We start from the raw sequence: 25616 nt of genomic DNA on the forward strand, positions 1-25616 counted from the left end.
CATTTGGTGCAGGTGATTCATCAGATACTAGGCCACCAGGTTTTGAGTCCTTCCCTACAAACAATAGAAACCCTGAGACAGGCGGCTTTATTCACTATGGAGTCTTATACATAGAACGAGACCCTTTTGTTGGTTACTTCCAAGACTATTTACGAGTGTGTATTAAATCAAATAGACGTACGGTGATCGGTGGCCAATCTATGGATGATCGCTCTGGAGGTGACAAGTATGTCCTCGAAGGCCGCTATAAGCCAAGCCAGCCTAGAGCCGGTGACTATAATCAACTCAAACTGAAACTAAGTTACGAGTACATCCCGACAATTCAAAAAATGCACTTATTTAAGGTGCCTGATGGTAAATATGAATTTGAGGGGTACCTAAAACAACACGGAAAAGTGGCCAGCCTACTCAGAGCTTATTACAAAGGTGCAGAGGCGTATAGCATCGAAGGGTGTGAGTATAACTTTGGTTCGACCTATTAATTCACTTAGCTAGATTTGCGGCAGGTGCTCTCAATCAAACTTAGCAAATGAGGGCATCTCCATTTACCTATTGAGCCCATCTGAAATCGAGTTACATCAATGTTAGTGACATATTTTCTAACCTAAATCGGTTTAACTTAACATGACTTAGAACCAGTTAGGAGAGGGAAAGATGCGATGAAAGTTTCCTCTGTGGTATCGCTGTTAAATTAATCAAACGAATAGATAAGGATCATATTTTCAGAGAGGTTGAACAGGAAATTTGTAAATTAAGTGATGGCAATTTATACGTATTAATTCTTCACATGTGTTGAGAAAGCCAATACGAAATTGGCTTAATTTTTAAATAAACTATCTTTTTTAGTAACTTAATTAAGGGAATAAAATGAAGTTTAATATCAAAACTGTACTACCAATTGCTTTAATTGCAGTGCATTCGGGCAAAGCCCTCAGTCAAACTGGGGCGTATTACAGTTCAGACGAAACACCAGTGCAAACAGGGCAAGGTTTTTACCAGTCCGAATTTGCTGATAATGCAATAGCAGGCGATTCATTCGGTGCAGGCGATTCATTCGGTGCAGGTGATTCATTCGGTGCAGGTGATTCAAACAGCAGCAGGCCCGATGACTATGAACCATTTCCAAGAGATGAAAGAAACCCTGAGACTGGTGGTTATATCCATCACGGTGTCTTATATATAGAAAGGGACAGGCACTACACTGGCGAGTTTGAGGAATACATGCGAGTGTGTGTTAAGTCGAGCTTCCGTGACATTATCGGTTCCTACTCTTACTATGATCAAGGGGCATATCGTGGAAAGTACATAGCAAAAGGCTCATATCTTCCAAATCTTGTAAATGGTCCAGGGTACGGATATATCGCTTTGAACTTAAACAAAGAGTATGACACCGCAAAAGAAGAAATGATTCTGCATGGATATGCAGGTGGCAAGTACGAGTTCGAAGGGTACACCTTTTTTAACAACCGTAATCAGGGGGCATTAAGGGCGTACTACAAAGGCGCAGACATGTATGACGCTGAAGGGTGCGAAAGTACATTGGGCTTGCGTTACTAACCAAGCAATATGAAAGGTGCTTTAAATTAAGCACCTTTTTTGGTTCTAATTAGTTTTTAAAGTGACCCAATTAATAGCCGGAATAGGCAATTGTATAATTATCGATAAGTCGCTGCTGTAATAAACTCTCCAAATGATTCACACCATATAATAATGGTCGTAAACTCTTCTAGATTTACGCTCTGTGGCATATCAACAACAAAGCCATTAAAGCTGGAAACAGGTGCTATGTATTTCATTGAGCTTTTATGTTGTTCAAACTCGGCTTCCGTTTCAACGAATGTTGGAGACAAGTAAAGGCGATAATCGGGCCCTGGTGCCAACCTACCTTCAAACCCAATTTGACTCTCGCCGAGGAAGACATCTCCTTCGCCAAAGTGCAAAAAATCGGAGCCCTTAAGATCTTTTTTAAACTGCGCTGTGAACTTTGCTTGATTTGCTACTTCCGACAGTGCGGTTTGAGTTGGTGCTGGTGGCGCCATCATTATGGGCAAAGAATAGACACCCATAGCAAAGCCAAAACAAAAAACCAACACTGTAAACAATAATTTAAACAAAATGCGCATGAAGTAGTTATCTCTAATTTGAATTTATTTTCCTAACCTTAGCTTGGTAGAAATACGTGTCAACTCAAGAATGTTTTATTTTTGTTAAAAGTTTATATTGGGAACAAATATTTAAAACCCTACATTAATGGGTAAGTAAAAAGTACTGTTGACATTATTAATTCTTTTTTATGCAACACTATGATTGCCAATTACATTCGTAATGCCATGAGTTTACTAGTTTATTCGTTTTTAAAAGAAAATAATTGATGTTTTTATTTTTAGTGCGGCATAGATGAAATGGGTGAGTTGAGCGTTGAAATATATAAAAAAGTATTGTTGATTAAAAATTAACTGGTCCTAAAGTGTTTTATTTCTGGTATGACCTTGCTAGTTTGTAAATGAAAGTAAACAAATTAAATGTTAATTGTGTTAACTTTCGAAGAGTGCTTTTTGTTGTTGTTTAGTCAACAAGATTAAAGAGATCAAAGGTTTATAATTTTCCGATTTTTCAATTTTTCATGATTTTTATAGTTATTTGGTTGGTGTTTTTTATTTTCACCTAGTTCCTTGTGATGGTTATTTGGATCGGTACAATCGCTTTCGCTCAGTATTACATTAGGTACGATTGTTACCAATTGTAATTTTGTGAATATAAAATCAAATACGTTAGGAAAATAATAATGAGCGTGTCCATCTTACCCAATAAGGCGCTTAAGCTAAGTGCCATAACTATGGGATTATTCAGTGCATCTGCACTTGCAAATGTTGATTGTAGTAATCTTGCCCTGTGGCAATCAGGAAAAATCTACGTTGGCGGAAATAAGGTGCAACAAGATAACGTTGCATATCGTGCCAATTGGTGGAACCGGTCTTCGCCACAAACCCGTTCGGGACAATGGCAGGAGTGGAGTAAACTGGGGGAGTGTAAAGGCACTGAGCCAGTCAATTTGGCGCCGTCGATCAAGCTACTCAAACCAATTGCTGATATCACTGTTGTTGAAAATGAAGAAGTTATCATTGATTTTTCAGCGCAAGACAGTGATGGGGAAGTAAAGCATGTCGCAATTTATCATAACGATGAGCTAGTTAAAGTCTTGAGCGAAGCTCCTTATCGATTCACTTGGCAAGCAAAACAAGGAAGCCATGAATTCCATGGCGTTGCACTTGACGATGATGGTGCTACAGCAAAGTCAGTAAGCAGAAAAGTAAGTGTGGAAGCCCTTCCTCCTGCTGATAAAAATACCGCGCCGATTGCTCGCTTAGCAGCGCAGTTACCAAGTGAGCTGGAAGTTGGTAGTCAAATTGTATTTACCTTGATAGCTAATGACAAAGAGTCAGACAAACTAACTCAGTCGCTTTCCTTAAATGGCGTTGAACTTGTTTCAACCTCAAAAAATGAATTTGAATATGTCTGGACAGCTACGGCAATTGGTCAACAGATATTTTCGTTGGTAGCCAAAGACGAACACGGGCTGGAGTCTGAAATCGTCACTCGTACATTTACGGTTAAAGCGACAGATGACTCACAATCAAACCATGAAGACTGTCGCCCAGCAGGTCTTTACCAGACACCCGGTGTGACTCCTGCATATTGCGACATATACGATAATGAAGGCCGGGAAAAAATGGGGGCTGATCACCCTCGACGCGTAATCGGTTACTTCACCAGCTGGCGCCATGGTAAAAATGACCAACCAAGTTATTTGGTAAAAGATATTCCGTGGGACAAAATAACGCACATCAACTATGCATTTGCCCATGTAAACAGCCAAAATGAGATCAGCATTGGAAACCCGAAAGCTGAAGGCAATGCAGCGACGAATATGACTTGGCCAGGTGTAGCCGGTGCAGAGATGGACCCTAGCTTGCCATACAAAGGTCACTTCAATTTATTAAACAAGTACAAAAAACAGTATCCGCATGTAAAGACCATGATTTCAGTAGGAGGTTGGGCTGAAACAGGCGGCTATTTCGATGAGAGTGGCAAACGTGTAAATAGCGGTGGTTTTTACACAATGACCACAAATGCGGATGGCAGCGTAAACCAAGCTGGTATTGACCAATTTGTCAAAAGCTCCGTTGAGTTCTTAAGAACCTATGGCTTCGATGGTTTGGATGTTGACTATGAATACCCATCTTCAATGAAGGACTCTGGCCACCCTGAGGATTTTCCAGTCAGCAATGCACGGCGTGCAGGTTTAAATAAATCATATCAAGTGTTGATGAAAGATCTGCGTGAAGCCCTCGATAAAGCAGGTGAGCAGGACGGCAAACATTATATGTTGACCATCGCGTCTCCGTCATCAGGCTATTTACTTCGTGGTATGGAAACATTCCAAACCGCACAGTATCTGGATTTTGTGAATATCATGTCGTATGACCTTCATGGTGCGTGGAACGACCATGTTGGTCACAATGCGCCTCTGTACGACACCGGCAAAGACACCGAGTTAAAAGTTTGGAATGTTTACGGTACCAAAGAGTTTGGCGGCATTGGTTATTTGAATACTGATTGGGCGGTGAACTATTTCCGTGGAGCATTACCAGCGGGCCGTATCAATATAGGTATTCCATATTATACCCGTGGTTTTAAAGACGTTCGCGGCGGAGAAAATGGTCTTTGGGGCCGAGCGCCACTTCCTAACCAAAATAACTGTCCAAAAGGCACAGGTATTGGTGAAAAGAACAAATGTGGTAACGGTGCAATTGGTATCGATAACCTCTGGCATGACATTGAAAATGGTCAAGAAGTTGCGGCAGGGTCAAACCCACTTTGGCATGCTAAAAACCTAGAACATGGCATCAGCCCAAGCTACTTGAAAGAGTATGGTTTAACACCTGAAACGGATGCCGATGACGTACTTCGTGGTGACTATGTTCGCCATTACGATGATGTTGCTGTAGCACCTTGGCTTTTCAATGCTGAGAAGAAAGTATTCCTATCAATGGAAGACACTGAGTCAATGAAAACCAAATTGGATTATGTGGTTGATAAAGGGCTAGGCGGTGTCATGTTTTGGGAGCTTGCAGGTGACTTTGACTATCATGCTGACAAAGGAGAGTACTTCATGGGCTCAACAATGACAGCGCTGGCATATGACACGTTCAACCAAAATGGTGTGGCGTATGACACCCATATTGGTGACGGTGAGTTTACTACGCCAAGCGAGGCGGTAGACATTGCATTTGAAGCTAAAGACTTTCCAGTTGGTGACCAAAACTACCCAATTCGTCCTACGTTTGCCTTTACCAATAACTCAGAGATCGACCTGACTGGTGCCACGATTACTTTTAATGTGCCAACTTCAACGTCAGCCATCTTTAAGTCAAATTGGAATGCGCGCAAGAAGCTAGGCATGAAAGTTACGCACGATGCCTCTAACAGTGCCGGTAATAATATTGGCGGCTTTGAAAATGAATTCCACCGTTTCTCTATCACCTTCAAAAATGAATGGGGAGGGCAGCAAGAGTCATTTAAGCCTGGTGAAACAGTGAATGCGCAAGTGATGTACTACATGCCGATTACAGGTCCTGTGAACTTTGTAGTGGAAAAGGACGGCAAAGAATACGCGTTTACTTCCGAATATCCAGAGCTACCAGTGGCTAAAAAACACGTACCAACACCAGGTGATGGTGATAAAACCCCGCCAAGCGGTACGCAGTGTGAAGGTGTGAAAATTGAAAACATCAATACTTATCCCAACTGGCCGCGCACTAACTGGGCTGGCGATCCAAGCCATGCTGTAGGTGGCGATATGCTTATCCACAATGGTGCTGTTTACAAAGCCAAATGGTGGACTAACGGCACTCCGAGTGACGGTGGCGCTTGGCAAAAGGTGTGTAGCCTTTAAGCGAGTTCAAAAACCCCAACCAGAGTGATCTGCGGATCACTCATACAATCAATAAATGAGAAAACTATGAGACAACAAGTAACCTTATGCGCGCTGGGCGTAGCCATAGGTGTGGGCGTCATTGGCAAAGTGAACGCGCATGGCTATATGGACTTTCCGAAGGCAAGACAGGCAATTTGTCAGGAACAAGGTGGATTTTGGTGGCCAAAAGACGGTTCTAAAATCCCAAATGCAGCGTGCCGTGCAGCATATGTTAAATCTGAGCATGTTCAGTTTATTCAAAAACATGAATTTGCGACCAATACTGCAGATTTCCACAACCAAGCTGCTGTGGAAGCAAATATTCCTGATGGCACATTGTGTGGCGCAGGCGATAACCAAAAAGCGGGTATGAATATACCTTCCAAAGATTGGCAAAAAACGGAGATTACGCCAAATGCTGATGGCAAAGTGAAAATCCGTTATCGCGCAACAACGCCACATAACCCTAGTTTTTGGCAATTTTATTTGACCAAGCCAGGGGTTGAGTTTAAGCAAAATCCACTTGCTTGGCGTGATCTTGAACTGGTGCAAGAGCATGGCAATATTCCATTCTTCATGGCGCCAGATGGCAAACGTTACTATGACATGGAGATCGCTATTCCGGATAAATTCAGCGGCGATGCTATTTTATACAGCCGGTGGCAGCGTGATGATGTAGTCGGCGAAGGTTTTTACAACTGTAGTGATGTGACGATTGTACGTAATACAGATCCAACCCCTACGCCAGAGACATGGTACCCAGTAGGTTACTTTGTCAAACAAGGGCAAGATGCAAAAGCTGGAGACACAGTTTGGGTACGTGTATTTAACGGCAACGGCAATGAAATTATTCAGGAAAAACTGGATATTACTGATGCCAATGTATCACGTTGGCAGTTCCTATTCGCTTCTAGGCTAAACGAACAATTTACAGAAACGGTTCGCATTGGTGTTAAAGATACACAGGGCAATATTGTTTTTGACCCAAATGCAATTAGCAGTAATCAGGTGTTTTTATCGGAAAGAGCCAATAGTTACAACTTGACGGTAATTTCTAAACCTAAAAATACCGCACCAACTGTACACACACCAGCTCCAATCACAATGGATGAAGGCCAAAGCAAACATTTACATGTACATGCTTTTGATGATGAACAATCGGAACTTGAATTTGACTGGCACTTGCCAAATGCGCTGACCTTTTCTGGCACGGGTTCAACAATCACGATAACTGCACCCCAAGTAGACGCTGATGCGCGTTTTGATGGCAAGGTCACGGTGTCTGATGGCAGCTTAAGTAAGACAGTGCCGCTCATTATCAATGTGAAAAACATCGAAACAGATCCAGGCACACCTGACAAACCAAGCGACGATACATGGGAGCCAAGCAAGGTATATACAGCAGGCGACATTGTTGTATATCAAGGAAAAAGCTATCGCGCTAAATGGTGGGTAAGAGGCCAAACACCAACATCAAGCAACGCTTGGGAGCTTGTCCAAAATGGTGATGACACTGATGTATCTGCTTGGCAAGCCAATAAAGCCTATAGAGGTGGCGATATCGTCACGTTTAATGGCACGCAATACCAAGCTCGTTGGTGGACTCGTAATCAGCAACCAGACCAACATTCTGTTTGGAAAAAACTATAAATATATCTAAGAGGTAATCTAATCATGTTTAAGTATTTAACAACTGCGGCGGCTGTAGGTGCTGCACTAGCAAGTGCGGCTGTGGTCGCTGCGCCATCTACTCCAAGTATTAACTGGAAGCCGCAAAACTATTCTTTTGTTGACGTTAATATTTATGGTCGAGGTTCATACAAACAATTAATTCAGGCTAAAGAAGTCGTTGATATTCAAATTGAGTGGAATGCTTGGTCTGGTAAAGGCGGCAATAGTTATAAAGTGTATTTTGACAATGAAGTCGTTAATGAAGGTACCTTTGCAGAGGGCACGACAGGTGGCACAATTCGCTTTCCTTATCACAAGTCAGGACGCCATGAGTTAAAGATAGCCTTGTGTGATGCATCGGGTTGTTCAATGTCGGCTTCTAAGCCAATTGTTATTGCGGACACTGATGGTGGTCATTTAGAACCGTTAAAGTTGAATGTGAACCCAAATAACAAAAAGTTTGAGACCGATCCAAATACAGTGGTTGGTGCTTATTTTGTTGAGTGGGGCATATACGGTCGTAAATTTGATGTAACGCAGATCCCAGCAGATAACCTGACGCACTTACTCTACGGTTTTATCCCAGTATGTGGCCCGAATGACTCTTTAGCTGAAATAGAAAACGGCAATAGTTTACGCGCGCTCAAATTGGCATGTGGTAGCTCAAAAGACTATGAAGTTGTCATACATGACCCATGGGCAGCCGTGCAAAAGGCACTTCCGGGGATTAGTTCAAAAGATCCAATTCGTGGTACATATGCACAGTTGATGGCACTTAAGCAGCGCAATCCAGATCTGAAAATCTTACCATCTGTAGGTGGTTGGACGTTGTCCGACCCATTCTTTGATTTTGATGTAAAAGAGAACCGCGACACCTTTGTAAATTCAATGCGTGAGTTCTTAAAAACATGGAAGTTCTACGATGGTATTGATATTGACTGGGAATTCCCAGGTGGTGATGGCGCAAATCCAAACTTAGGTTCAGACAAAGATGGCGAAGTTTACATCATTCTAATGAAAGAGCTCCGCGCAATGTTAGACGAGCTTGAGATTGAAATGGGTCGTGAGTTTGAACTGACATCTGCGATTGGCACAGGCTACGACAAAATAGAAGACGTTGATTATCAGCAAGCCGCGCAGTACATGGACTACATTTTTGCCATGACCTATGACTTTGCTGGTGGTTGGAACAACGTAACTGGTCACCAAACGGCAATTTACTGTGGCACGCATATGTCTACGGATGAATGTAATGGAACGGGTGTTGATGAAAACGGTGAAGCGAGAAAAGGTCCTGCATACACACTCGACAACGCAATAAAACTGCTCCTAGCGCAAGGTGTACCGAGCGAAAAATTAGTTGTTGGTACTGCGATGTACGGCAGAGGCTGGGAAGGCGTTTATCCGCAAAATGCACAAATTGCAGATAACCCAATGACGGCGCCAGCCAATGGAAAACTGCGCGGCTCGACGTCTCAAGGCGTTTGGGAAGCTGGCGTGATCGACTACAAGGGACTGAAAGCACACATGATTGGTCATGATGAGCAAGGTATTAATGGTTTTGAAGTAGGGTACGATGAGCAAGCTGAAGCAGCATATGTTTGGAATCGCCAAAAAGGCACCTTGGTTACCTATGACAGCCCTCGCTCTGTTCGCGCAAAAGGCCGTTATGTACGTGAGCATAATTTAGCAGGTTTGTTTGCTTGGGAAATCGATGCAGACAATGGCGATATTCTAAACGCGATGCACGAAGGGTTGGCCGGTAAAGTGACGCCGCCTAAACCAGTTAACAAGGCACCTGTGGTTGCTCTAACGAGTGAGATTACGTTAAAAGCGGGCGATATTCATATCCTCACAGCACGGGCGTCAGATCCTGAAGGAAAAGCGCTTGTATTTGCATGGGGTGGTGATGCTGCACTGAATCTGCAAAGTGAAAATGACAGCGTTATCGTTACAGCGCCAAGTGTAACGGCCGATGCTGTTTACACCGTAAATTTAGCAGTAAGCGACGGAGTCAATACAGTAAATCGCACGGTTAAAGTGGTTGTCAAAGCGCCGGTTGTTGAAAACAAAGCGCCAGTAGTTGGCAATGTTTCGGCAATTTCATTGGACGAAAATGCCAGCAAAACAGTGAATATTTCAGCGACTGATCCTGAAGGAAAAGCACTGAGCTTTGCTTGGCAAGTACCTGGTCACACAGTTGTTGGCAACGGCAGTACGGTGACTGTAAAAGCGTCTGAGGTTACAAAAACTGAGACTGTTACTGGTACTGTTGTGGTTTCTGATGGTGAGCATAGCGTGACACGCCAGTTCAATGTCACGGTTAAAAATGTCGAGACGACACCTGAGCCAACACCTGATGATGGCAAAACAACATGGGATGCCAATAAGGTTTATACCGGAGGCAATACAGTTTGGTACAAAGGTGTTCAATACAAAGCACGTTGGTGGACACGTGGTGCTATTCCAAGCAATGGCGGTGTTTGGGCCGAGATCATTCCAGATGACGGCAAAGTACGTGATTGGCGTAGTGATCTAGTTTACACCGGTGGCGACAAAGTTGTGCACAACGGTGAAACGTATCAAGCCCGCTGGTGGACTCGTGGACAAGCTCCGGGCACTAGCTCCGTATGGCGCAAGCTATAAGTGACTGAATAGAGTTCAAACCAGGTGCACGGACGCACCTTTTTAACAACGAAAAACAACAAGTACAGAGTAAATACCCATGTTAAAAGCAACAAAAATCGCTGTGTTCGTAGCTGCAAGTGTCGGCGTGTTTTCTAGCATTGCAGCTTTAGCAAATGAACCGGTTAGCTTACATAATAATGCACAACTGAAAGCAAATATTAAGTCACAACTTTCTCAAAACCAAAGTATTTTCAGAACTAATGAGAGCGGTGATCAAAGTGATTTGGAGTTTAGGACACATCATAAAACTGAAGATGGTAGGCACATGCGCCGTAGTCAATTTTATAAAGGCGTGCGAGTGTATGGCGGAGAAATTGTCACTCATCATAACGAGCAGAGTTTTTTAAGTGTCTGGTTTCAGCCAGAAGGAGATATAACATCAATTAGTGGCTCTGTCGTACCCAACTTATCTTTGGATACGATAAAGCCAAGCTTTTCTGGGAAAAAAGCCATCGAATTTGCAAAAGAGCAAATTTCTGAGTTGCTCTCATCCTCAGATGAGCACGTTGAACTTGTGATTTTTCCACACAATGGCACCGTGAAATTGGCTTATTTGGTGACACTTTTTGCTGAAACTGAGCATGCGCCACACCGCCCTGAGTTTGCTATCGATGCGCATACTGGTGAAGTGCTGTCGCGCGTTGAAACACTTAACCACTCAAAAATAGGTATGGGTCCTGGCGGCAATGAGAAAATAGGCAAGCACTACTATGGTGAGGACATGCCAAAGTTTCACGCAAAGGAGCTAGGCAATGGCAATTGTGAAATGTCACATACAGATATCCGTGTTATCGATATGGAGCATGGCACTACAAATACCCAAACGTATCAATTTCCATGTTATGAGAATACGCATAAACATGTGAATGGTGCTTACTCACCGCTCAATGATGCGATGTTCTATGGTCAAGCGACCATAGATATGTTCAACGATTGGTTTGACAGCCGTGCATTGTCTGGTGACTTGGTTATGCGAATCCACTATCGAAAAGACTACTTGAATGCCTTTTGGAATGGTAAAGAAGTAACCTTTGGTGATGGTGATCTTGATAAATATGGTGTTTACCCATTCACCTCACTGGGCGTTGTCGCCCACGAAATAGGCCATGGTGTTACACATCAAAACTCAAAGTTAGTTTACAGCAACATGTCGGGCGGTGTGAACGAGTCATTTTCAGATATGACCTCAGAAGCACTCGAGTGTTTTATGAACCAAAAGCCTGATGGCACTTGCGAAGTTGATTGGCTGATAGGTGCGAGTATCTTTAAAAATAGAACGGCGCTGCGCTACATGGAAAATCCTGAGCGTGACGGTCGATCTATTGGTCATGCTAGCAAGTTTGAAATAGGCATGGGTGTGCACCATAGTTCTGGCGTATTTAACCGTGCTTTCTACCTACTTGCAAACACCGAGGGATGGGGTGTCAAAAAAGCCTATGAAGTGATGCTTCATGCCAATAAAAACTTTTGGGTATATAACGGGAAGTTTGAGTCGCTGGCATGCGGTGTGACAGATGCCGCCGCTGATCTAGGTTATGATACGAAAGCGGTCGGTGAGGCGTTCAAGGCTGTAGGCGTATTTGCATGCACAGAAAACAAAGCACCAACGATTTCGATAACGAGTCCTGACAATAATGGCCGCTACATGATTGGTTCAGATATCAGCCTCAAAGCGAACGCGAATGATGAATATGGTGCGGTTGAAAAGGTTGAGTTTTTTGTCAATGGCAAGCTTCATGAAACTGTGTTGGCAGCGCCTTTTGAGGCGGTGTTCAACAGTGAAAGTACCGGTGTTTATACAGTGACGGCACGTGTTACTGATGATGAAGGCCTATCAACCGATGCCACGTCGGTATCGTTTAGCCTTATTGACCCGAGCCAGTGCCAAACAGCACCATGGCAGGGTGGCAAAGTTTATACGCAAGGCAATAAGGTGGCCTTTGATGGATATGAATACGAAGCCAAATGGTGGAATAGAGATCAAAGCCCGGCAAGCAACTCTGGCTCGTGGGGTGTGTGGAAGAAAGGGCTCGAGTGTGGAGGAACTAGCGACAAGCCAAATCAAGCGCCCACTTTGAGTTTTATTGCGCCGACAGGTAATGCGTCAATTGAACTTGGCCAGTCAGTGTCAGTGAGGTTCGCCGCGACTGACACTGATGGTGATATTGCCAAAGTAAGAGTGAGTGTTAATGGCCAAACATTAACTGAGCTAACACGCACACCCTATGCATTCAACTACCAACCTCTGGAAGCGGGAAGCTACGAGTTGAGTGCGGTTGCGACTGATAATGACGGCGCCCAATCTGCAAAAGTGAGTCGTATGATTACGGTAACTACACCCGAGCCGACGCCAACACCGGAAGCGCCAAGTGTGAGCTTAACGAGCCCAGTGAATAGCAGTAGCTATAACTCAGGTGAACAAATAGCGTTGTCAGTTATTGCAAGTGATAAAGACAATGATCTCAAAAAAGTTGCATACTTTGTCAATGGCAAACAAGTAGCGGTATCGAGTACAGCGCCATATAGCGCCACTTATAAAGCTGAAAGTGGGAACTACAGTATTTTTGCAATTGCAACAGATGCAGAAGGCCTGAGCACACAATCACAAACACACAGTTTCAAAGTTACAGGCAGTAGGCCAAGCTGCGACGTAGCTGCGTGGCAGGCAAGCCGCGTTTATACATCGGGTAAGCAGGCTAGCCTTGACGGGCAGTTATATCAAGCCAAATGGTGGACTCGCAATCAAAACCCTGCGCAATACTCAAGTCGCTGGGCTGTGTGGAAGCACCTTGGTGAATGTAAATAAACTCCCTTGAAATAAAAGCAAAGAGTCAGTTTTCTGGCTCTTTTTTCCATCTTAATGAGTAAATAATAGACTGATAATTATAGCACTTTTCTCCAAATCATTTCGGCAGGACCCTGTCGGCAAAAGTGCAACCACCACTTCCCAAAAGCCACCTGAATACCCAATATACCGATGCCGAAAATGGGAATGAGATAAAAGGGTAAGGTATTCATGAGAGCGAGCCCGTATCCATAAAAGAGCATTACGCACAGCATTGTTTGCATTAAGTACATGGAGAGCGACATACGACCCAATACACTCAGCCACCCAGCTATTCGCCCTTGGTTGTAATTGAAAAGTTTCACTAATACAGACATATAACCCAGTGCCAATAAAATAGCGCCAAGGTGATAACAAAATCCTTGTATCAACCCGATTTGATTAAATGATATTGGACTACCTGTCTTGGCCTTGATTGTTGCGTAAACTAAATTGAGGATCAATCCGCTGATTATCAACATTAAGGTGGTTTGTTTAGAGACAGAGCGCTTCAAGCTCGCGCAATGTACGAACTTTTTAGCAAGGTAGATCCCCAATACAAACTGACCTAAGACTTGAAATGGGCGACCAGAAATAAAATAGGACATAGGCCGAGAGATTGTGCTGTACAAATTCGCGATAAAAACATCTATTGGGCTATTGGAGGTGCGCATTTCTAGCAAGGTGATGCCCGCATAACCAAAACTTGCTTTAAAATGAGTTGCTTGTGATTTTAAATATGACCAAATTACAGCATCATTGGTTAAAGTTGCCAATGCATGTATGACTAAAGGTGCTGTTAATAAGAGCAATATTGCAGCCAAGAGTCTGTGATCAGGCAATCGAATAAACCAAGGCAAGGTAAGCGCCACCAAGCTATACAATACAAGAATGTCTCCGTGCCAGATAACCATCATATGGCAAAGACCAATACATAATAAAAAGCGCATGCGTTTGCGCCAATAAGCGGCAAACCCACCGTTATTATGTTTGGAGAATAGTAGTGTAAACCCAGCACCAAAAAGAATGGCGAATATGGTGTAAAATTTTCCCTCAACCAACTAGTCGATGACAAACAAAGTAGCTCGGTCCATAAAAGGGAGCGCATGAATTTGCTGGTAACCTAATGAGTAAAAACCAAAAAAGCTCATTAAATTCGCAAATATAATACCGCACAGGGCAAAGCCTCTAATTGAGTCAACGGTCGCAATTCGTTTTGAGTGAGGTGTACATTCGTATTGCTTTACCAAGATAATATCCTTTATCTAACGGGTTTTTGTTATGTTATATCAAAAATTGATTTATGCATATTTGACGTAAAAACACGCAGGTTGTTTAGGGGAAATTAATTTTGCTGGAGCGGTGCCGTGTAACATGACACTTTTTTGAATTTGTACGCTTTTTATACTTTTGTCTAGTGTTTTTATCTATCAAAGCTATACAAACTGATTGTTGCCAATTTTGGTTCAACCTTGTAAAGGAGAAAATCATGAAACTTCAGTTCAATAAGAAAAGTGTTAAAAACCTGTCTGAAAACGCAAATATGCTAAACCAAAACAAAACACGCCAAATTGCTGGTGGCTTTTCAGCTTATGGGTGTGGCCCGATCTCTGATCCAAATTATTCATGTCCAAACTCTGTAAATGGTTATACATGTTAGTTATTGGATAAGATGGGGTGTTAACCCCATTTTTTTATGTTTTCATACATAGATCTTTTCGATATACTGCACGGCTGAAATTTGTACAGCTTTCCAATTGCCTGAATAGGCTCAAGTAGAATTCTAATAATTTTATATTTATGACAATTAATGTCTCTAAGGTTATTGAAATCGCTTTGTCGGCTGAAAGCTTACGATAGTATTTAATTTAGTAGTAGAAGATTGTATGAATAAAGTTGCCGTAATGACGATTGTACCGCTGTGTTTTTGGCTATACACAGCCTGGCCTTTTATCTTATCAGCGTTTTCACTTTGGTTATCAGAAGACAAATCAGCACCAGCAATATCGACCATCTTATGGGGAAGTGCCGTGATTGTTCAGATATATGCGATGGTTCTAATCTTTAGCAGAAAAACCAAAGGATTACATATCTTTTTTAGTGTCATGGCGTTACATGCCTTTCTGTGGCTGAGCGATGTACTTGTATCTTATTTTGAGGGTGAAGAGCTGTTGCTTTCATCCTCAGTTGTATTCGATAAAATTTTGTTCCCGTTACTTGTTGCATGGGGTATGTATATGAGTGACATAAAGTATTTCTTTAATAATGTTGAGAGTAAATAATGAGCAAGTGTAGTAAATGCGATGCAGACATCACGTTCATGTCTGTGCTGAATTCTCCAAACCCTTTGAGGCTTAAATGCAGTAACTGTAAAGAAAGTATCAAAATTCATAGTGTGACTGGTGGGATTGCCGTAGCCATCATATTCGCTTTGATAGGTATCGTGCTTTATGCCTTTTATGGGATTGAAGGATTCTGGCTAAAAGTTGTATTACCGGTTATTTTGGTAAGCGAAGTAGGATACTTTTTACTTATTAAGCTAGGTGTTGTAAAGATATCGAGCAACTAAGGAGACACGTTGTGTTTGATTTTATGACCAGTCACTGACGCAGCTTAGTTTTGCTTAACACTAAAGGGTGAAGGAATGATACCTTTTAGCGCTTAGGCTGATAAATATCATTAATTCCTGGAATATTGTGCTCCCACCTTGGTACTGATTCGCCGATGTAATGTCTGGCGGCATCTAAAAATAACCTTGTTCTAACTGGCAAATCTCTATGCGGATAAACGGCATACATGGCGCTGTAGTCAGGTAGGTTGACGTGTGTCAGCAGCGGCACAAGTTGTGTATGGTCGATATGATCTGCAAAGAAAAATGCAGGTGACGTACAAAAGGCAGTATGTGAGAGTACTTTTTCTAGTAGTGCTTCTCCATCATTTGACCTAAATACAGGGTTGATAGGTTGTTCTTGATGTTTACCATTGTCATCGATATAACTTATTGATTCAAAACGAATATGATTACTTGTATAAGCTGCGGCAGGTAATTCAGCAAGATCTGACATTGCTTTAGGTTCACCATAGGTTTCTATAAATTGTGGTGTTGCCAAAATAAGCATACGATTACGTGCAATTTTGCGCGCAATAAGCGAAGAGTCTCTTGGCTCACCAACTCGAAACGCCAAGTCAAACCCCTCTGAGACCATGTCGATAACTCTGTCATCTAATCTCAATTCAATGTTGACTTGTGGAAAGCGTTTTTGAAAGTCATTGACCACTGGGAGTAAGTAATATTTTCCAATATAGCTAGATGATGTGATCCGTAGCAGGCCTCTTGGCTCTTGGTGGTAATTTTCTGCCATTTGCACTGTGTCTTGTAGCAGTAATCTTAACTCAGCCGCTTTTTTTACCATTTCAGCACCAGCCGCTGTTAGAGAAAATGAGCGCGTTGTTCTATTGAGTAGACGTACGCCAAGTTCTTCTTCTAGTTTACTGATTTGTTTAGAAATAACTGAACGGTCGATATTTCTAAGCTCTGCGGCTTTGGAAAAAGAGCCCTGTTCAACCACCTCTAAAAGCATAATTAAGCGACTAGTTGTATCCATATTTTGACATCAAGAAATAATTTATTGGTGCCATTTTGGCATTAATGTTTTTAAAAAACTACTATTTTTAGTCATTAATAACCTAGGTACTATCTTCGCATATTAATTTTCAGCGGAGCAAAAAATGAAAAAGTTAGGTTTTACTCTTAGTGCCGTGGCCCTTGCACTTGTTTTAAGTGGTTGTGGTCAATCAAATGCACAGCAAGGACAACAGCCGCCACCGCTTACGATTGACGTTGCTAGCGTACAAATGGAACAAGTACAGTCTTGGCATACGTTTACTACACGCTTAGAGGCTCCTGAGCGCGTTGTTTTAAAACCTCGTGTATCTGGCCAAATCGAGAAAATGGCTTTTACCGAAGGTGAAAGAGTTAATCAAGGGCAACTTTTATTTAGCTTAGACCCTAGACCTTTTGAAGCGCAAATTGACACACTTAAAGCACAATTAGGCAGTGCTGAGGCCACCTTAGAGCAAGCGCAAGGCGAAGCGCAGCGTGCCAATAGGTTAGTTGCTAAAAAGGCCATTTCGACAGAAGAAGCGGAACAGCGCAATGCTACGCTTCGTAGTGCAATTGCCAACAAAAACGCAATTGAAGCACAACTGCAAAATGCTTTGCTTGATTTAGAATTCAGCCAAGTTTCAGCCCCAATCGCCGGCAAGATTTCTCGTGCAGCGGTAACCAAAGGTAACTATGTAAAAGGCGGCGATACGGAGCTGACGACAATTGTTTCAGACGAAGAAATCTATGCCTATTTTGATGTAGACGAGCGAACTTGGAGTCGTCAATTTGCTGGTATCACTGCACAAGACGAAGTAACTGTGCAATTACAGCGCCTTGGCGAAACTCGCCAGATAGCTGGTAAGTTAGATTTCATCGATAACGAAATTAATCCAACAACCGGTACTTTGCGTGTGCGAGCAGTCTTTGACGCGCAGCAGCACAATCTAAAGCCTGGTGCCTTTGCTCGTATTTCTATTGGTGCGCAAGACCCGCAAATAATGGCAATTGTGCCAGAGCGTTCAATTGGTACAGATCTAAAAAACCGCTTTGTATTGACGATTGATGAAAATAACGTTTTGCAGTACCGCTTAGTCGAACTTGGGGAGCGTTATGGGGCTTATCGTGCGATCAAGTCAGGTTTAGTACAAGGTGACCGCATTGCAGTGAATGGTCCCGCAAGAGTAGGCCCCGGTATGCCAATCACACCAAACTCTGTGAGCTTAGCGTTTGAGAATACGCAATTTGTACTGAAACAATCAGAGTCTTCGCCTGTACTTTTAAGTGCTGCAAACTAAGAGAATGTTATGAAATTTTCCCATTTTTTTATTAATAGGCCGATATTCGCGGCTATGCTGTCGATGATTTTTATCATCACAGGCGCTATTTCACTGTTTCAGCTACCAATCAGCGAATACCCAGAAGTTGTGCCGCCAACGGTAGTTGTTAATGCAACTTACCCCGGCGCCAACCCAAAAGTCATCGCGCAAACAGTGGCAACGCCACTTGAGCAAGAACTAAATGGCTTGGAAAACATGTTGTATCATGGCTCGCAAGCAACGAGTGATGGACGACTAACGCTGACCGTTACGTTTGCACTAGGTACTGATCTAGACCAAGCTCAGGTACAGGTTCAAAACCGCGTGAATAATGCCTTACCACGTTTGCCACAAGAAGTGCAGCGCCTAGGGGTTACTGCGCAAAAATCCTCACCGAACTTAGCACTTGTTGTCCATTTGGTTTCACCTAACGGTGAACAAGACACTGCTTATATGGCGAACTATGCCGATCTATACATTAAAGATGAACTTAAGCGTTTACCAGGGGTTGGTGATCTACAGCTATTTGGCGGTGCCAAATACTCAATGCGTGTATGGCTTGACCCTGATGCTCTGGCTGCACGTAACCTGACAGCTTCAGATGTGGTAAACGCGTTGCGTACTCAAAACCAACAAGTTGCAGCGGGCTCATTAGGGGCACAGCCTACACCAGAAGAAAATCAGTTCCAGATCTTACTCAATGTAAAAGGGCGTTTAGAGAGCATTGAAGAGTTCGAAAAAGTCATCATTAAGGTGGGTGACAATGGCGCTTTGACTCGTTTAAAAGACATTGCGCGTGTTGAACTTGGTCAAGAAAACTATGCGCTTCGTGCGATGTTAGATAATCAACCAGCATTGGCAATGCCTGTTTTCCAACGTCCGGGCACTAACGCCATTGAACTTTCTGACGATGTACGTGGAACGATGCAGCGCCTTGAAAAGAGCTTTCCGGCGGGAATGACCTATGAAATTGCCTATGACCCAACGGTCTTTGTGCGCGGTTCAATTGATGCTGTAATAAAAACACTGTTAGAAGCTATTCTGCTTGTTGTTGTCGTGGTGGTTGTATTCTTACAAACATGGCGTGCTTCTATTATTCCTTTGATTGCGGTGCCAGTTTCTCTAGTTGGTACGTTTGCTGTGATGCAATTGTTGGGTGTATCTATCAATACCTTATCGCTATTTGGCTTAGTTTTAGCAATTGGCATTGTGGTTGATGACGCAATTGTTGTGGTAGAAAATGTTGAGCGTAATATTGCCGATGGTCACAGCCCATATGAGGCGACTAAAATCGCCATGACCGAAGTAACAGGACCAATCATAGCTATAGCATTTGTGCTTTGCGCTGTGTTTATTCCAACAGCATTTATTACAGGTTTATCAGGCCAATTTTATAAGCAATTCGCTTTAACCATTACAATTTCGACTTTGATCTCGGCATTTAACTCGTTGACGTTATCTCCTGCACTTTCTGCTATTTTGCTGAAGTCGCATGATGCGCCAAAAGATAGACTGACAAGAGTACTAGATAAATTGTTTGGTGCTTGGTTGTTTAAACCATTCAATCGTATGTTTGACAAAGGTGCTAAAGGGTATGAAGCGCTTGTTAAAAAGCTAATCCGTATGAGTGCTGTTGTGGGGGTTGTTTATTTAGGCCTTGTTGGCTCAACCATTGGGTTGTTTAATTCAGTACCGGGTGGTTTTATTCCACAGCAAGATAAGCAGTATTTAGTCGCTGTTGCTCAGCTTCCTGATGCGGCAAGTCTCGACAGAACTGAAGAAGTGATCCGTCAGATGCAAGAGATTGCACTTGAAGTTCCAGGTGTTGCGAACACTGTGGCGTTCCCAGGATTGTCGGTAAATGGTTTCACAAACAGTACGAATAGCGGCATTGTATTTACGCCACTGGATGATTTTGCTTTGCGAAATGATCCAAGTTTGTCGGCACAGGCCATTGCTATGCAGTTAAACATGCGATTTGCAGCCATTGATGAAGCGTTTGTTGCTGTATTTCCACCGCCGCCAATCCTAGGCCTAGGAACAACTGGTGGGTTTAAATTGCAAATTCAAGATCGTGCTAACCAAGGGTTTGAAGCTTTGTTCTCAGCGCTACAAGCAACAATTGGTGCCGCGCAACAAGACCCAGCATTAACTGGTATTTACTCGAGCTTTAGAGTGCAAGTACCGCAAATGGACATCAATATTGACCGTGAGCAGGCGCTAATTCAGGGGATACCTCTGCAGGAAGTATTTGATGCGCTTCAGGTTTATTTAGGCTCTGTATATGTTAATGATTTCAACTTGTTTGGCAGAACATACCAAGTTAAAGCGCAAGCTGACGCTGAGTTTAGAGCCAAAAAAGACCAAATAAATAACCTCAAAGTACGTAATGCAGCTGGAAATATGGTTCCACTTGGTTCAGTTGTAACAGTTGAGGCAACCACGGGTCCTGATCGTGTAATGCATTACAACGGTTATGTAACTGCAGAGTTAAACGGTAGTCCCGCTCCAGGTTACAGCTCAGACCAAGCACAGCAGGCAATTGAGAAAGTACTCGCTAAAACATTACCGGAAGGCATGGCGTTTGAATGGACAGAAGTTACCTATCAACAGATCCTTGCTGGAAACACGATGGTATATGTATTCCCTCTGGTAGTTGTGTTGGTGTTTATGGTACTTGCAGCACAGTATGAAAGTATGCGATTACCACTGGCGATTATTTTAATTGTTCCTATGACAATATTCTCAGCTTTAGCTGGTGTTTATATACTCGGTGGAGACAATAATATCTTTACGCAAATTGCATTGATTGTATTGGTAGCACTGGCCTCTAAAAACGCAATTTTAATGGTAGAGTTTGCAAGAGATAAGCATGTTCAAGGTGCAACCCACCTCGAAGCCATCATCGAAGCTTGTCGTTTAAGATTGCGTCCAATTCTCATGACATCTATTGCTTTTACTGCGGGTGTTGTACCGCTAGTGTTAGCATCAGGTGCCGGTGCTGAAATGCGTCAAGCAATGGGCAATGCAGTGTTCTTTGGCATGATTGGTGTGACCGTGTTCGGCCTGCTGTTTACACCTGTTTTCTATCGCCTTGTTACACCAAAGGAGCAATAAGATGCAACTTGTTAAAATCTCAATATTAAGTTTGGCAATGGCGAGTGTTATTGGGTGTACTAGTACATCGTATAAACAAGAAGTTGCACTAAATCAAAGCTCTTTCAATAACCAGATCATTAACATGGCTAGGTTAAACTCCGTGGCTGAGAATGACGAAACTCAGTGGTGGCAGCAACTAGAAGATGTTGTCCTTAATGACTTGGTTAAAGAGGTTTTATTGGAAAACCAAGAATTAAAGGCTTCAGCGGCGCGGTTGCGCGCCGCTGCGGCTGGGTTATCAAATGCGCAAAGAGCGCAATTGCCTCAAGGCAGCTTGAGCGTCAGTGCTCAGCGCTCAAACTCACCGAGTTTACTCTCTCCTCAGAGCAATATTCAGGAGTCAGTAACAGCGGGTGGTGAATTGAGTTGGCAAGTTGACTTGTCAGGTCGCATTTCGAAACTGGCTAATGCAGCAGCTGCTGCAGCTGAATCCAGTCATGGGCAATATCAGGAATTGGCTGGTGAGCTGGTTACTACGACGATACAAAACTATTTAAACTGGCAAGCGCTTCAACAGATGCATCAACTTACTGTAGAGCAATTAATAGCGTTGGAAGAGTCGATTAAAATTATAGAAGTGCGTGTCGCAGAAGGTGTAGCGACAGAGCTTGAGCTCAATCGCACTAAATCTCAGTACTTTGAACACAAACAAAGATTGCCTGAAATCGCCACTGAGCTTGCCCTTGTAGAGCAAACTATTGCGATGTTAGTAAACAAACAAGTTGATGCACTGCAACTGACGGCTCTAAACAAGCAGCAATTTCAGCAGCTAACGATTTCGGTTAGTGTGCAGTCTGCGTCTGACGCCTTGATGAAAAGGGGGGACGTTAAAAGCGCGATGGCGCGTTTAAAGCAGCAGAGTTACTTATCACAAAGTGCCGAGCGTGCTTTATATCCTGATATTAGCTTTTCAGCATTTGCTGGTGTGCTGAATCCAACAAGTGCCAGTTTCAACGACACTCAATCGAATTGGCAAGTAACGCCTAGTTTAAACTGGTCTTTGTTTAGTTATCCACAGTTGCTTGCTCAGTTAGATAGGCAAGAAGCCATTGCACAAGCAAATTATTATGAGTTCCGTCAGACGCTAAACAGTGTGTTGGCCAAGACTGAATATTCACTGCGTGTGTTAACACAAACGAAGTTACAACTTAATTATGTGGATGCTCAAGTGGATACCGCAAATAAGGCGTATGGACAAGCCATGGCGGGTTATCAAGAAGGTCAGTTGGGCTATCTTGAGTTGTTGGATGCGCGCCAAGATGTTTTAATAGCCCAACAATCACAAATGGCCATTCGATATAGGTTATTGAGTGCTTCCGTAGATGTTTATGGAGAGCTAAATGGTCAATGGTCTCAGGCGCTTATTGCGAGTATTTAGTACTCGCAACCAAGGCCAATTGCGGAGAAACGTGTAATTATGTCTATCGAAAAAGCGAATATGAACGCAATAGAGTTACGAAAACCAGGCGCAGAGTTTGATTTGGTTATGGCACAACATACGATGCCGGAGCCAAACAACAATGAGTTACTGGTGGCTATTGAGTACGTAGCTTTAAATCATTTAGATGCACGAATGGCCAGAGATGGTTTTAGCCAATGGGAATATCCTCATATTCTTGGTCTCGATGCAGTTGGTACTGTTATGAAAGCGGGCAAAGGCGTTTTTCCAAAAGCAGGCACTCGGGTACTTTTTAATGCTAACTTAGCGCAAAAAGGGATGCTTAAAGAATTTGCTGTAGTGCCAAACCATGCCGTATGCGAATTACCCTCAGAGATCGCGCCTGAAGTGGCGGTAATTTTGCCAAACGCAGGTATGGCGGCCTTATTGGCAATTGAAAAGCTAAAATTAGAGGTGGGCGACTCGCTTGCTATTAATAGTGCGCAGGGAGCAGTGGCACACTTTGCCATTCAATATGCTAAGCAAAAAGGCGCACAGGTCTTTGCTTTTGCACAAAAACAGCATCACAAGAGATTACTTAAACTCGGCGCGGATTTTGCCTTTGATTGTGAATCAGACAATGTGTGCGATCAGGTTAAACGTGAAATCGGTGCCGGTGGCTTTGACTGCATGCTAAACACGCCAGGTGGAGAATCATTTATCGAAGATTTGAAGCACTTAAGGTTTTGCGGTCGTATGGCTTGTTTGAATGGTTTTGGTCATATCCCAGAAGATTTATTGTTTGAGAAAGCGCCTAATATCGGCGTAGTTTCAATTGGCGGAGCGTGGCTTGCAAATAACCTGTGTGCTCAGCAACATTTAAGTTTTATGGGGCAAAAACTGTTGTCGGATGTGACGTCTGGACAGATTAAAGTTCCAGATATCGAGTTGATTGAGTTTGATGCCGAAAATGTCAAAAACGCATTAGCCTCCTTGCTAACAAGCGCTAGGCAAAAGCGACCAGTCATTAAAATTGAGCATGACTAACCGATAAATAAAAGGCCGCATTACGATGTGGCTTTTTATTTGGCGCTAACCGCTTTGGTACTTATAAAAAACCGATTGCGTTTGGTGTTGTGTGTTGAGATTAGCAATCTGAATTGCGGCTACCATGATTGCATTTCGCATGTGGGCTAGAGAGTCCGTTTACTAGCCTGTACAGGCTTTATTGTTAAGAGACTTATGTGTTGCTGCACCACAATCCTTTAAACTGATTGATCCTGTGTTGATTCAAGGTCTTTATAGCATCATCTAAGTTGCAGTGTGGTGTTGTGGTGCGCTTCAGGATGTTTAGCTTCTTGTCTATTACCCGTGCTTTGGTTAGTCGCTACCTCTAGTTAATTGCAATTGTAGACCTTTACCAAAAATTATTGAGAAAATGCAGATAGCAAGGGCAAGGAAAAAGAGCATAACTTGTCTTTTTTCCATATTCCATCTTATATCATCGGTGTCTTCGTATGAGACAACGAGAATGTTATTTTCTTTTAATGTCCAAAGTTCGCTTACATTGTTAGTTTGGGCTATTTGGGCCTCAATGCTAGAGCCAACTGACAGTCTAGAGAGCAGAGACTTATCAAAAGACATGAGATTCCGAGTTATCCCACCTTTGTTGATTTGCAAAACAATGTAGTGGTCATTGGCTTCGTCCATATCATCGTCGACAGCTTCAGTAATGGATATGAGCTCGCCGGTGACTGTTTCTAACATCCATTCATCGGGAGATTCATATTTGACTTCACCCCACACAAAAGTAAAGAATAAAACAACGATGATTAACTCAAGTATTTTTTTCATAACTTCTCTTAGCCCACGCAAATCAATAAATTACACAATACTAAAACTTTGAAGCCTACTGGCTGATTTATATGCGGGCCTGACATGAACACTCGCCATATGTATTTCGACATTAAACGTGAAAGTACTGTTTACAAACGGTAAGTTAGATTAGTTTACATACCCTATAAAGACAGAATTGTATCATATCATTCCATTGTTGCTATTTCAGATGTATATGAGCTGTTTTTGGGCTGTTTACGTATGGCTGACAAACTATTGGTGATTACAAATTTGACTTTAGTGAACACGCTACTTCAGTTTCGAGAATAATAGGTACTGATAGGTTACAAGCTTATCATTTTGCTAAAAGATCGCTTTTGTAATGGTGGGCGGTAACAGTGTACCGTGCATGAGAGTATTTAATAAAGGGGCAAAGGCAGCCCCGATAATGTGCAATGGAAAGTAATAAAAAGAGCTACAAATCAAAACCTTGATGAATAAGACAGCGACAAAAAGTCTAGGCCCGGGTTTGGACTTTTAAAACCTGCATTCGAGTAATGAATGTACCGCAAAGCGACATTTGCTTTTCCCAACTCATATACTAAGCCTAGCCTATCTTCAAACTGATAATGGGTGCTTACATTTTTTCCTGCAAATTGAGTGTCTTCAAGTAACGCGACACCTATTCCAAATTCAATGTGTACTGGTTTATTGCGAATGGATGCGACAGGGTATCTAAATACAGGAGACATGGACAAAACCAAATTTTGGTCATATTCACCACTGTCACCAAAGTGCCAAAAGTTTATGCTGGATTCAAAGTACATATTAAAACCGTGCCAATCGTCTGGTATTAGATCAGGCGGATGGTATTCATAAGCGAGTTTGATGCCTCTCACGTCTCCTTCACCATGAATGTAGTGTATGCCATAACCATGGAAATTGGATGCATGCGCGAAACTGGCAATAAGAGTTAGTAGAGTAAAGGCAATAAGCTTTTTCATAATTTACCGAAGTCAGTAGCATTTACGGTATTTTCTCGCGAATTGTTGTGGATATATGCAGTTAAAATATCAATATATTGGTGCTAATTTGGCACTTAACGAGTAAGTTTTTGATTTATATGTTTAAATAATATTGGTGCTAATTTGGAATCAATA

Annotated in this window: 19 protein-coding genes; 13 read left to right on the forward strand and 6 right to left on the reverse strand. The window is 42.6% G+C overall.

The genetic code is table 11. The features are described 5' to 3' along the window. Together N475_RS25680 and N475_RS02090 are read left to right on the forward strand one after the other, a co-directional pair. Window positions 1-482, forward strand: a 482-nt coding sequence (locus tag N475_RS25680) for a hypothetical protein (RefSeq protein ID WP_162269575.1), incomplete at its 5' end; no start/stop codon positions are given. 385 nt (window positions 483-867) lie between these two features. Continuing rightward, window positions 868-1557, forward strand: a complete 690-nt coding sequence (locus N475_RS02090) for a hypothetical protein (RefSeq protein ID WP_063364599.1) — start codon at window positions 868-870, stop codon at window positions 1555-1557. A gap of 98 nt (window positions 1558-1655) precedes the next feature. Here N475_RS02090 and N475_RS02095 read toward each other — a convergent pair whose 3' ends face one another. Beyond that, the gene (locus tag N475_RS02095) at window positions 1656-2066 is read right to left on the reverse strand and encodes a DM13 domain-containing protein (RefSeq protein ID WP_227008500.1); all 411 of its coding nucleotides are present in this window, start codon (window positions 2064-2066) and stop codon (window positions 1656-1658) included. Between the two features lie 719 nt (window positions 2067-2785). Between N475_RS02095 and N475_RS02100 the strand changes: the two genes are divergently transcribed. The 4 genes from N475_RS02100 (at window position 2786) to N475_RS02115 (ending at window position 13142) form a co-directional block, all read left to right on the forward strand. Further along, entirely contained in the window at window positions 2786-5956 is a 3171-nt protein-coding gene (locus N475_RS02100) for a glycosyl hydrolase family 18 protein (protein WP_063364600.1), read from the forward strand. 66 nt (window positions 5957-6022) lie between these two features. Next, entirely contained in the window at window positions 6023-7627 is a 1605-nt protein-coding gene (locus N475_RS02105) for a lytic polysaccharide monooxygenase (protein ID WP_063356064.1), read from the forward strand. 24 nt (window positions 7628-7651) lie between these two features. Further along, entirely contained in the window at window positions 7652-10294 is a 2643-nt protein-coding gene (locus N475_RS02110; RefSeq protein WP_063356065.1) for a glycosyl hydrolase family 18 protein, read from the forward strand. 79 nt (window positions 10295-10373) lie between these two features. Next, on the forward strand, window positions 10374-13142 hold the full coding sequence (locus tag N475_RS02115) for an Ig-like domain-containing protein (RefSeq protein ID WP_063356066.1): 2769 nt from the start codon (window positions 10374-10376) through the stop codon (window positions 13140-13142). A gap of 77 nt (window positions 13143-13219) precedes the next feature. On the opposite strand, the gene N475_RS02120 is transcribed toward N475_RS02115, so the two are convergent. Together N475_RS02120 and N475_RS02125 are read right to left on the reverse strand one after the other, a co-directional pair. Next, window positions 13220-14110, reverse strand: coding sequence for a DUF418 domain-containing protein (locus N475_RS02120; RefSeq protein ID WP_155732524.1), 891 nt, complete (start codon window positions 14108-14110; stop codon window positions 13220-13222). A gap of 111 nt (window positions 14111-14221) precedes the next feature. Then, window positions 14222-14410 (reverse strand): hypothetical protein, encoded by a 189-nt coding sequence (locus N475_RS02125; protein ID WP_063364602.1) that lies wholly within the window; start codon window positions 14408-14410, stop codon window positions 14222-14224. A 239-nt stretch (window positions 14411-14649) separates the two neighbouring features. Between N475_RS02125 and N475_RS25320 the strand changes: the two genes are divergently transcribed. The 3 genes from N475_RS25320 to N475_RS02135 all read left to right on the forward strand — a co-directional run bounded on the left by N475_RS25320 (window position 14650) and on the right by N475_RS02135 (window position 15729). Continuing rightward, complete coding sequence (locus tag N475_RS25320) at window positions 14650-14820, forward strand: hypothetical protein (protein ID WP_155730849.1); 171 nt, start codon at window positions 14650-14652, stop codon at window positions 14818-14820. 226 nt (window positions 14821-15046) lie between these two features. Then, the gene (locus N475_RS02130) at window positions 15047-15442 is read left to right on the forward strand and encodes a hypothetical protein (protein WP_063356068.1); all 396 of its coding nucleotides are present in this window, start codon (window positions 15047-15049) and stop codon (window positions 15440-15442) included. Next, window positions 15442-15729, forward strand: coding sequence for a hypothetical protein (locus tag N475_RS02135; protein WP_063356069.1), 288 nt, complete (start codon window positions 15442-15444; stop codon window positions 15727-15729). Before N475_RS02130 ends, N475_RS02135 begins: the two co-directional genes overlap by 1 nt. A gap of 85 nt (window positions 15730-15814) precedes the next feature. Here the strand turns inward: N475_RS02135 and N475_RS02140 are convergent, their stop codons facing one another. Next, on the reverse strand, window positions 15815-16765 hold the full coding sequence (locus N475_RS02140; RefSeq protein ID WP_063356070.1) for a LysR family transcriptional regulator: 951 nt from the start codon (window positions 16763-16765) through the stop codon (window positions 15815-15817). A 124-nt stretch (window positions 16766-16889) separates the two neighbouring features. On the opposite strand from N475_RS02140, the gene N475_RS02145 reads away from it, so the two are divergent. Genes N475_RS02145 through N475_RS02160 form a run of 4 tightly spaced genes read left to right on the forward strand, consistent with a single transcriptional unit; the run spans window position 16890 to window position 23667 of the window. Continuing rightward, window positions 16890-18062, forward strand: coding sequence for an efflux RND transporter periplasmic adaptor subunit (locus N475_RS02145; RefSeq protein WP_063356071.1), 1173 nt, complete (start codon window positions 16890-16892; stop codon window positions 18060-18062). Window positions 18063-18071: 9 nt separating this feature from the next. Beyond that, entirely contained in the window at window positions 18072-21200 is a 3129-nt protein-coding gene (locus N475_RS02150; protein ID WP_063364603.1) for an efflux RND transporter permease subunit, read from the forward strand. Window position 21201: 1 nt separating this feature from the next. After that, a complete protein-coding gene (locus N475_RS02155) occupies window positions 21202-22620 on the forward strand; it encodes a TolC family protein (protein WP_063356073.1) in 1419 nt (472 codons plus the stop codon). Between the two features lie 39 nt (window positions 22621-22659). Beyond that, window positions 22660-23667 (forward strand): zinc-binding dehydrogenase, encoded by a 1008-nt coding sequence (locus N475_RS02160; RefSeq protein WP_063356074.1) that lies wholly within the window; start codon window positions 22660-22662, stop codon window positions 23665-23667. 333 nt (window positions 23668-24000) lie between these two features. Here the strand turns inward: N475_RS02160 and N475_RS02165 are convergent, their stop codons facing one another. Next, on the reverse strand, window positions 24001-24474 hold the full coding sequence (locus tag N475_RS02165) for a hypothetical protein (protein WP_063356075.1): 474 nt from the start codon (window positions 24472-24474) through the stop codon (window positions 24001-24003). A 464-nt stretch (window positions 24475-24938) separates the two neighbouring features. Further along, window positions 24939-25460, reverse strand: coding sequence for an acyloxyacyl hydrolase (locus N475_RS02170; RefSeq protein WP_063356076.1), 522 nt, complete (start codon window positions 25458-25460; stop codon window positions 24939-24941). Window positions 25461-25616: the final 156 nt, after the last annotated feature.

This window comes from Pseudoalteromonas luteoviolacea DSM 6061, assembly GCF_001625655.1.
Classification (GTDB): Bacteria; Pseudomonadota; Gammaproteobacteria; order Enterobacterales; family Alteromonadaceae; genus Pseudoalteromonas; species Pseudoalteromonas luteoviolacea.

Coding starts and splice junctions, on each gene's coding strand:
- N475_RS02090 (WP_063364599.1), top strand. CDS start 868: ATGAAGTTTAATATCAAAACTGTACTACCAATTGCTTTAATTGCAGTG.
- N475_RS02095 (WP_227008500.1), bottom strand. CDS start 2,066: ATGGGTGTCTATTCTTTGCCCATAATGATGGCGCCACCAGCACCAACT.
- N475_RS02100 (WP_063364600.1), top strand. CDS start 2,786: ATGAGCGTGTCCATCTTACCCAATAAGGCGCTTAAGCTAAGTGCCATA.
- N475_RS02105 (WP_063356064.1), top strand. CDS start 6,023: ATGAGACAACAAGTAACCTTATGCGCGCTGGGCGTAGCCATAGGTGTG.
- N475_RS02110 (WP_063356065.1), top strand. CDS start 7,652: ATGTTTAAGTATTTAACAACTGCGGCGGCTGTAGGTGCTGCACTAGCA.
- N475_RS02115 (WP_063356066.1), top strand. CDS start 10,374: ATGTTAAAAGCAACAAAAATCGCTGTGTTCGTAGCTGCAAGTGTCGGC.
- N475_RS02120 (WP_155732524.1), bottom strand. CDS start 14,110: ATGCGCTTTTTATTATGTATTGGTCTTTGCCATATGATGGTTATCTGG.
- N475_RS25320 (WP_155730849.1), top strand. CDS start 14,650: ATGAAACTTCAGTTCAATAAGAAAAGTGTTAAAAACCTGTCTGAAAAC.
- N475_RS02130 (WP_063356068.1), top strand. CDS start 15,047: ATGAATAAAGTTGCCGTAATGACGATTGTACCGCTGTGTTTTTGGCTA.
- N475_RS02135 (WP_063356069.1), top strand. CDS start 15,442: ATGAGCAAGTGTAGTAAATGCGATGCAGACATCACGTTCATGTCTGTG.
- N475_RS02140 (WP_063356070.1), bottom strand. CDS start 16,765: ATGGATACAACTAGTCGCTTAATTATGCTTTTAGAGGTGGTTGAACAG.
- N475_RS02145 (WP_063356071.1), top strand. CDS start 16,890: ATGAAAAAGTTAGGTTTTACTCTTAGTGCCGTGGCCCTTGCACTTGTT.
- N475_RS02150 (WP_063364603.1), top strand. CDS start 18,072: ATGAAATTTTCCCATTTTTTTATTAATAGGCCGATATTCGCGGCTATG.
- N475_RS02155 (WP_063356073.1), top strand. CDS start 21,202: ATGCAACTTGTTAAAATCTCAATATTAAGTTTGGCAATGGCGAGTGTT.
- N475_RS02160 (WP_063356074.1), top strand. CDS start 22,660: ATGTCTATCGAAAAAGCGAATATGAACGCAATAGAGTTACGAAAACCA.
- N475_RS02165 (WP_063356075.1), bottom strand. CDS start 24,474: ATGAAAAAAATACTTGAGTTAATCATCGTTGTTTTATTCTTTACTTTT.
- N475_RS02170 (WP_063356076.1), bottom strand. CDS start 25,460: ATGAAAAAGCTTATTGCCTTTACTCTACTAACTCTTATTGCCAGTTTC.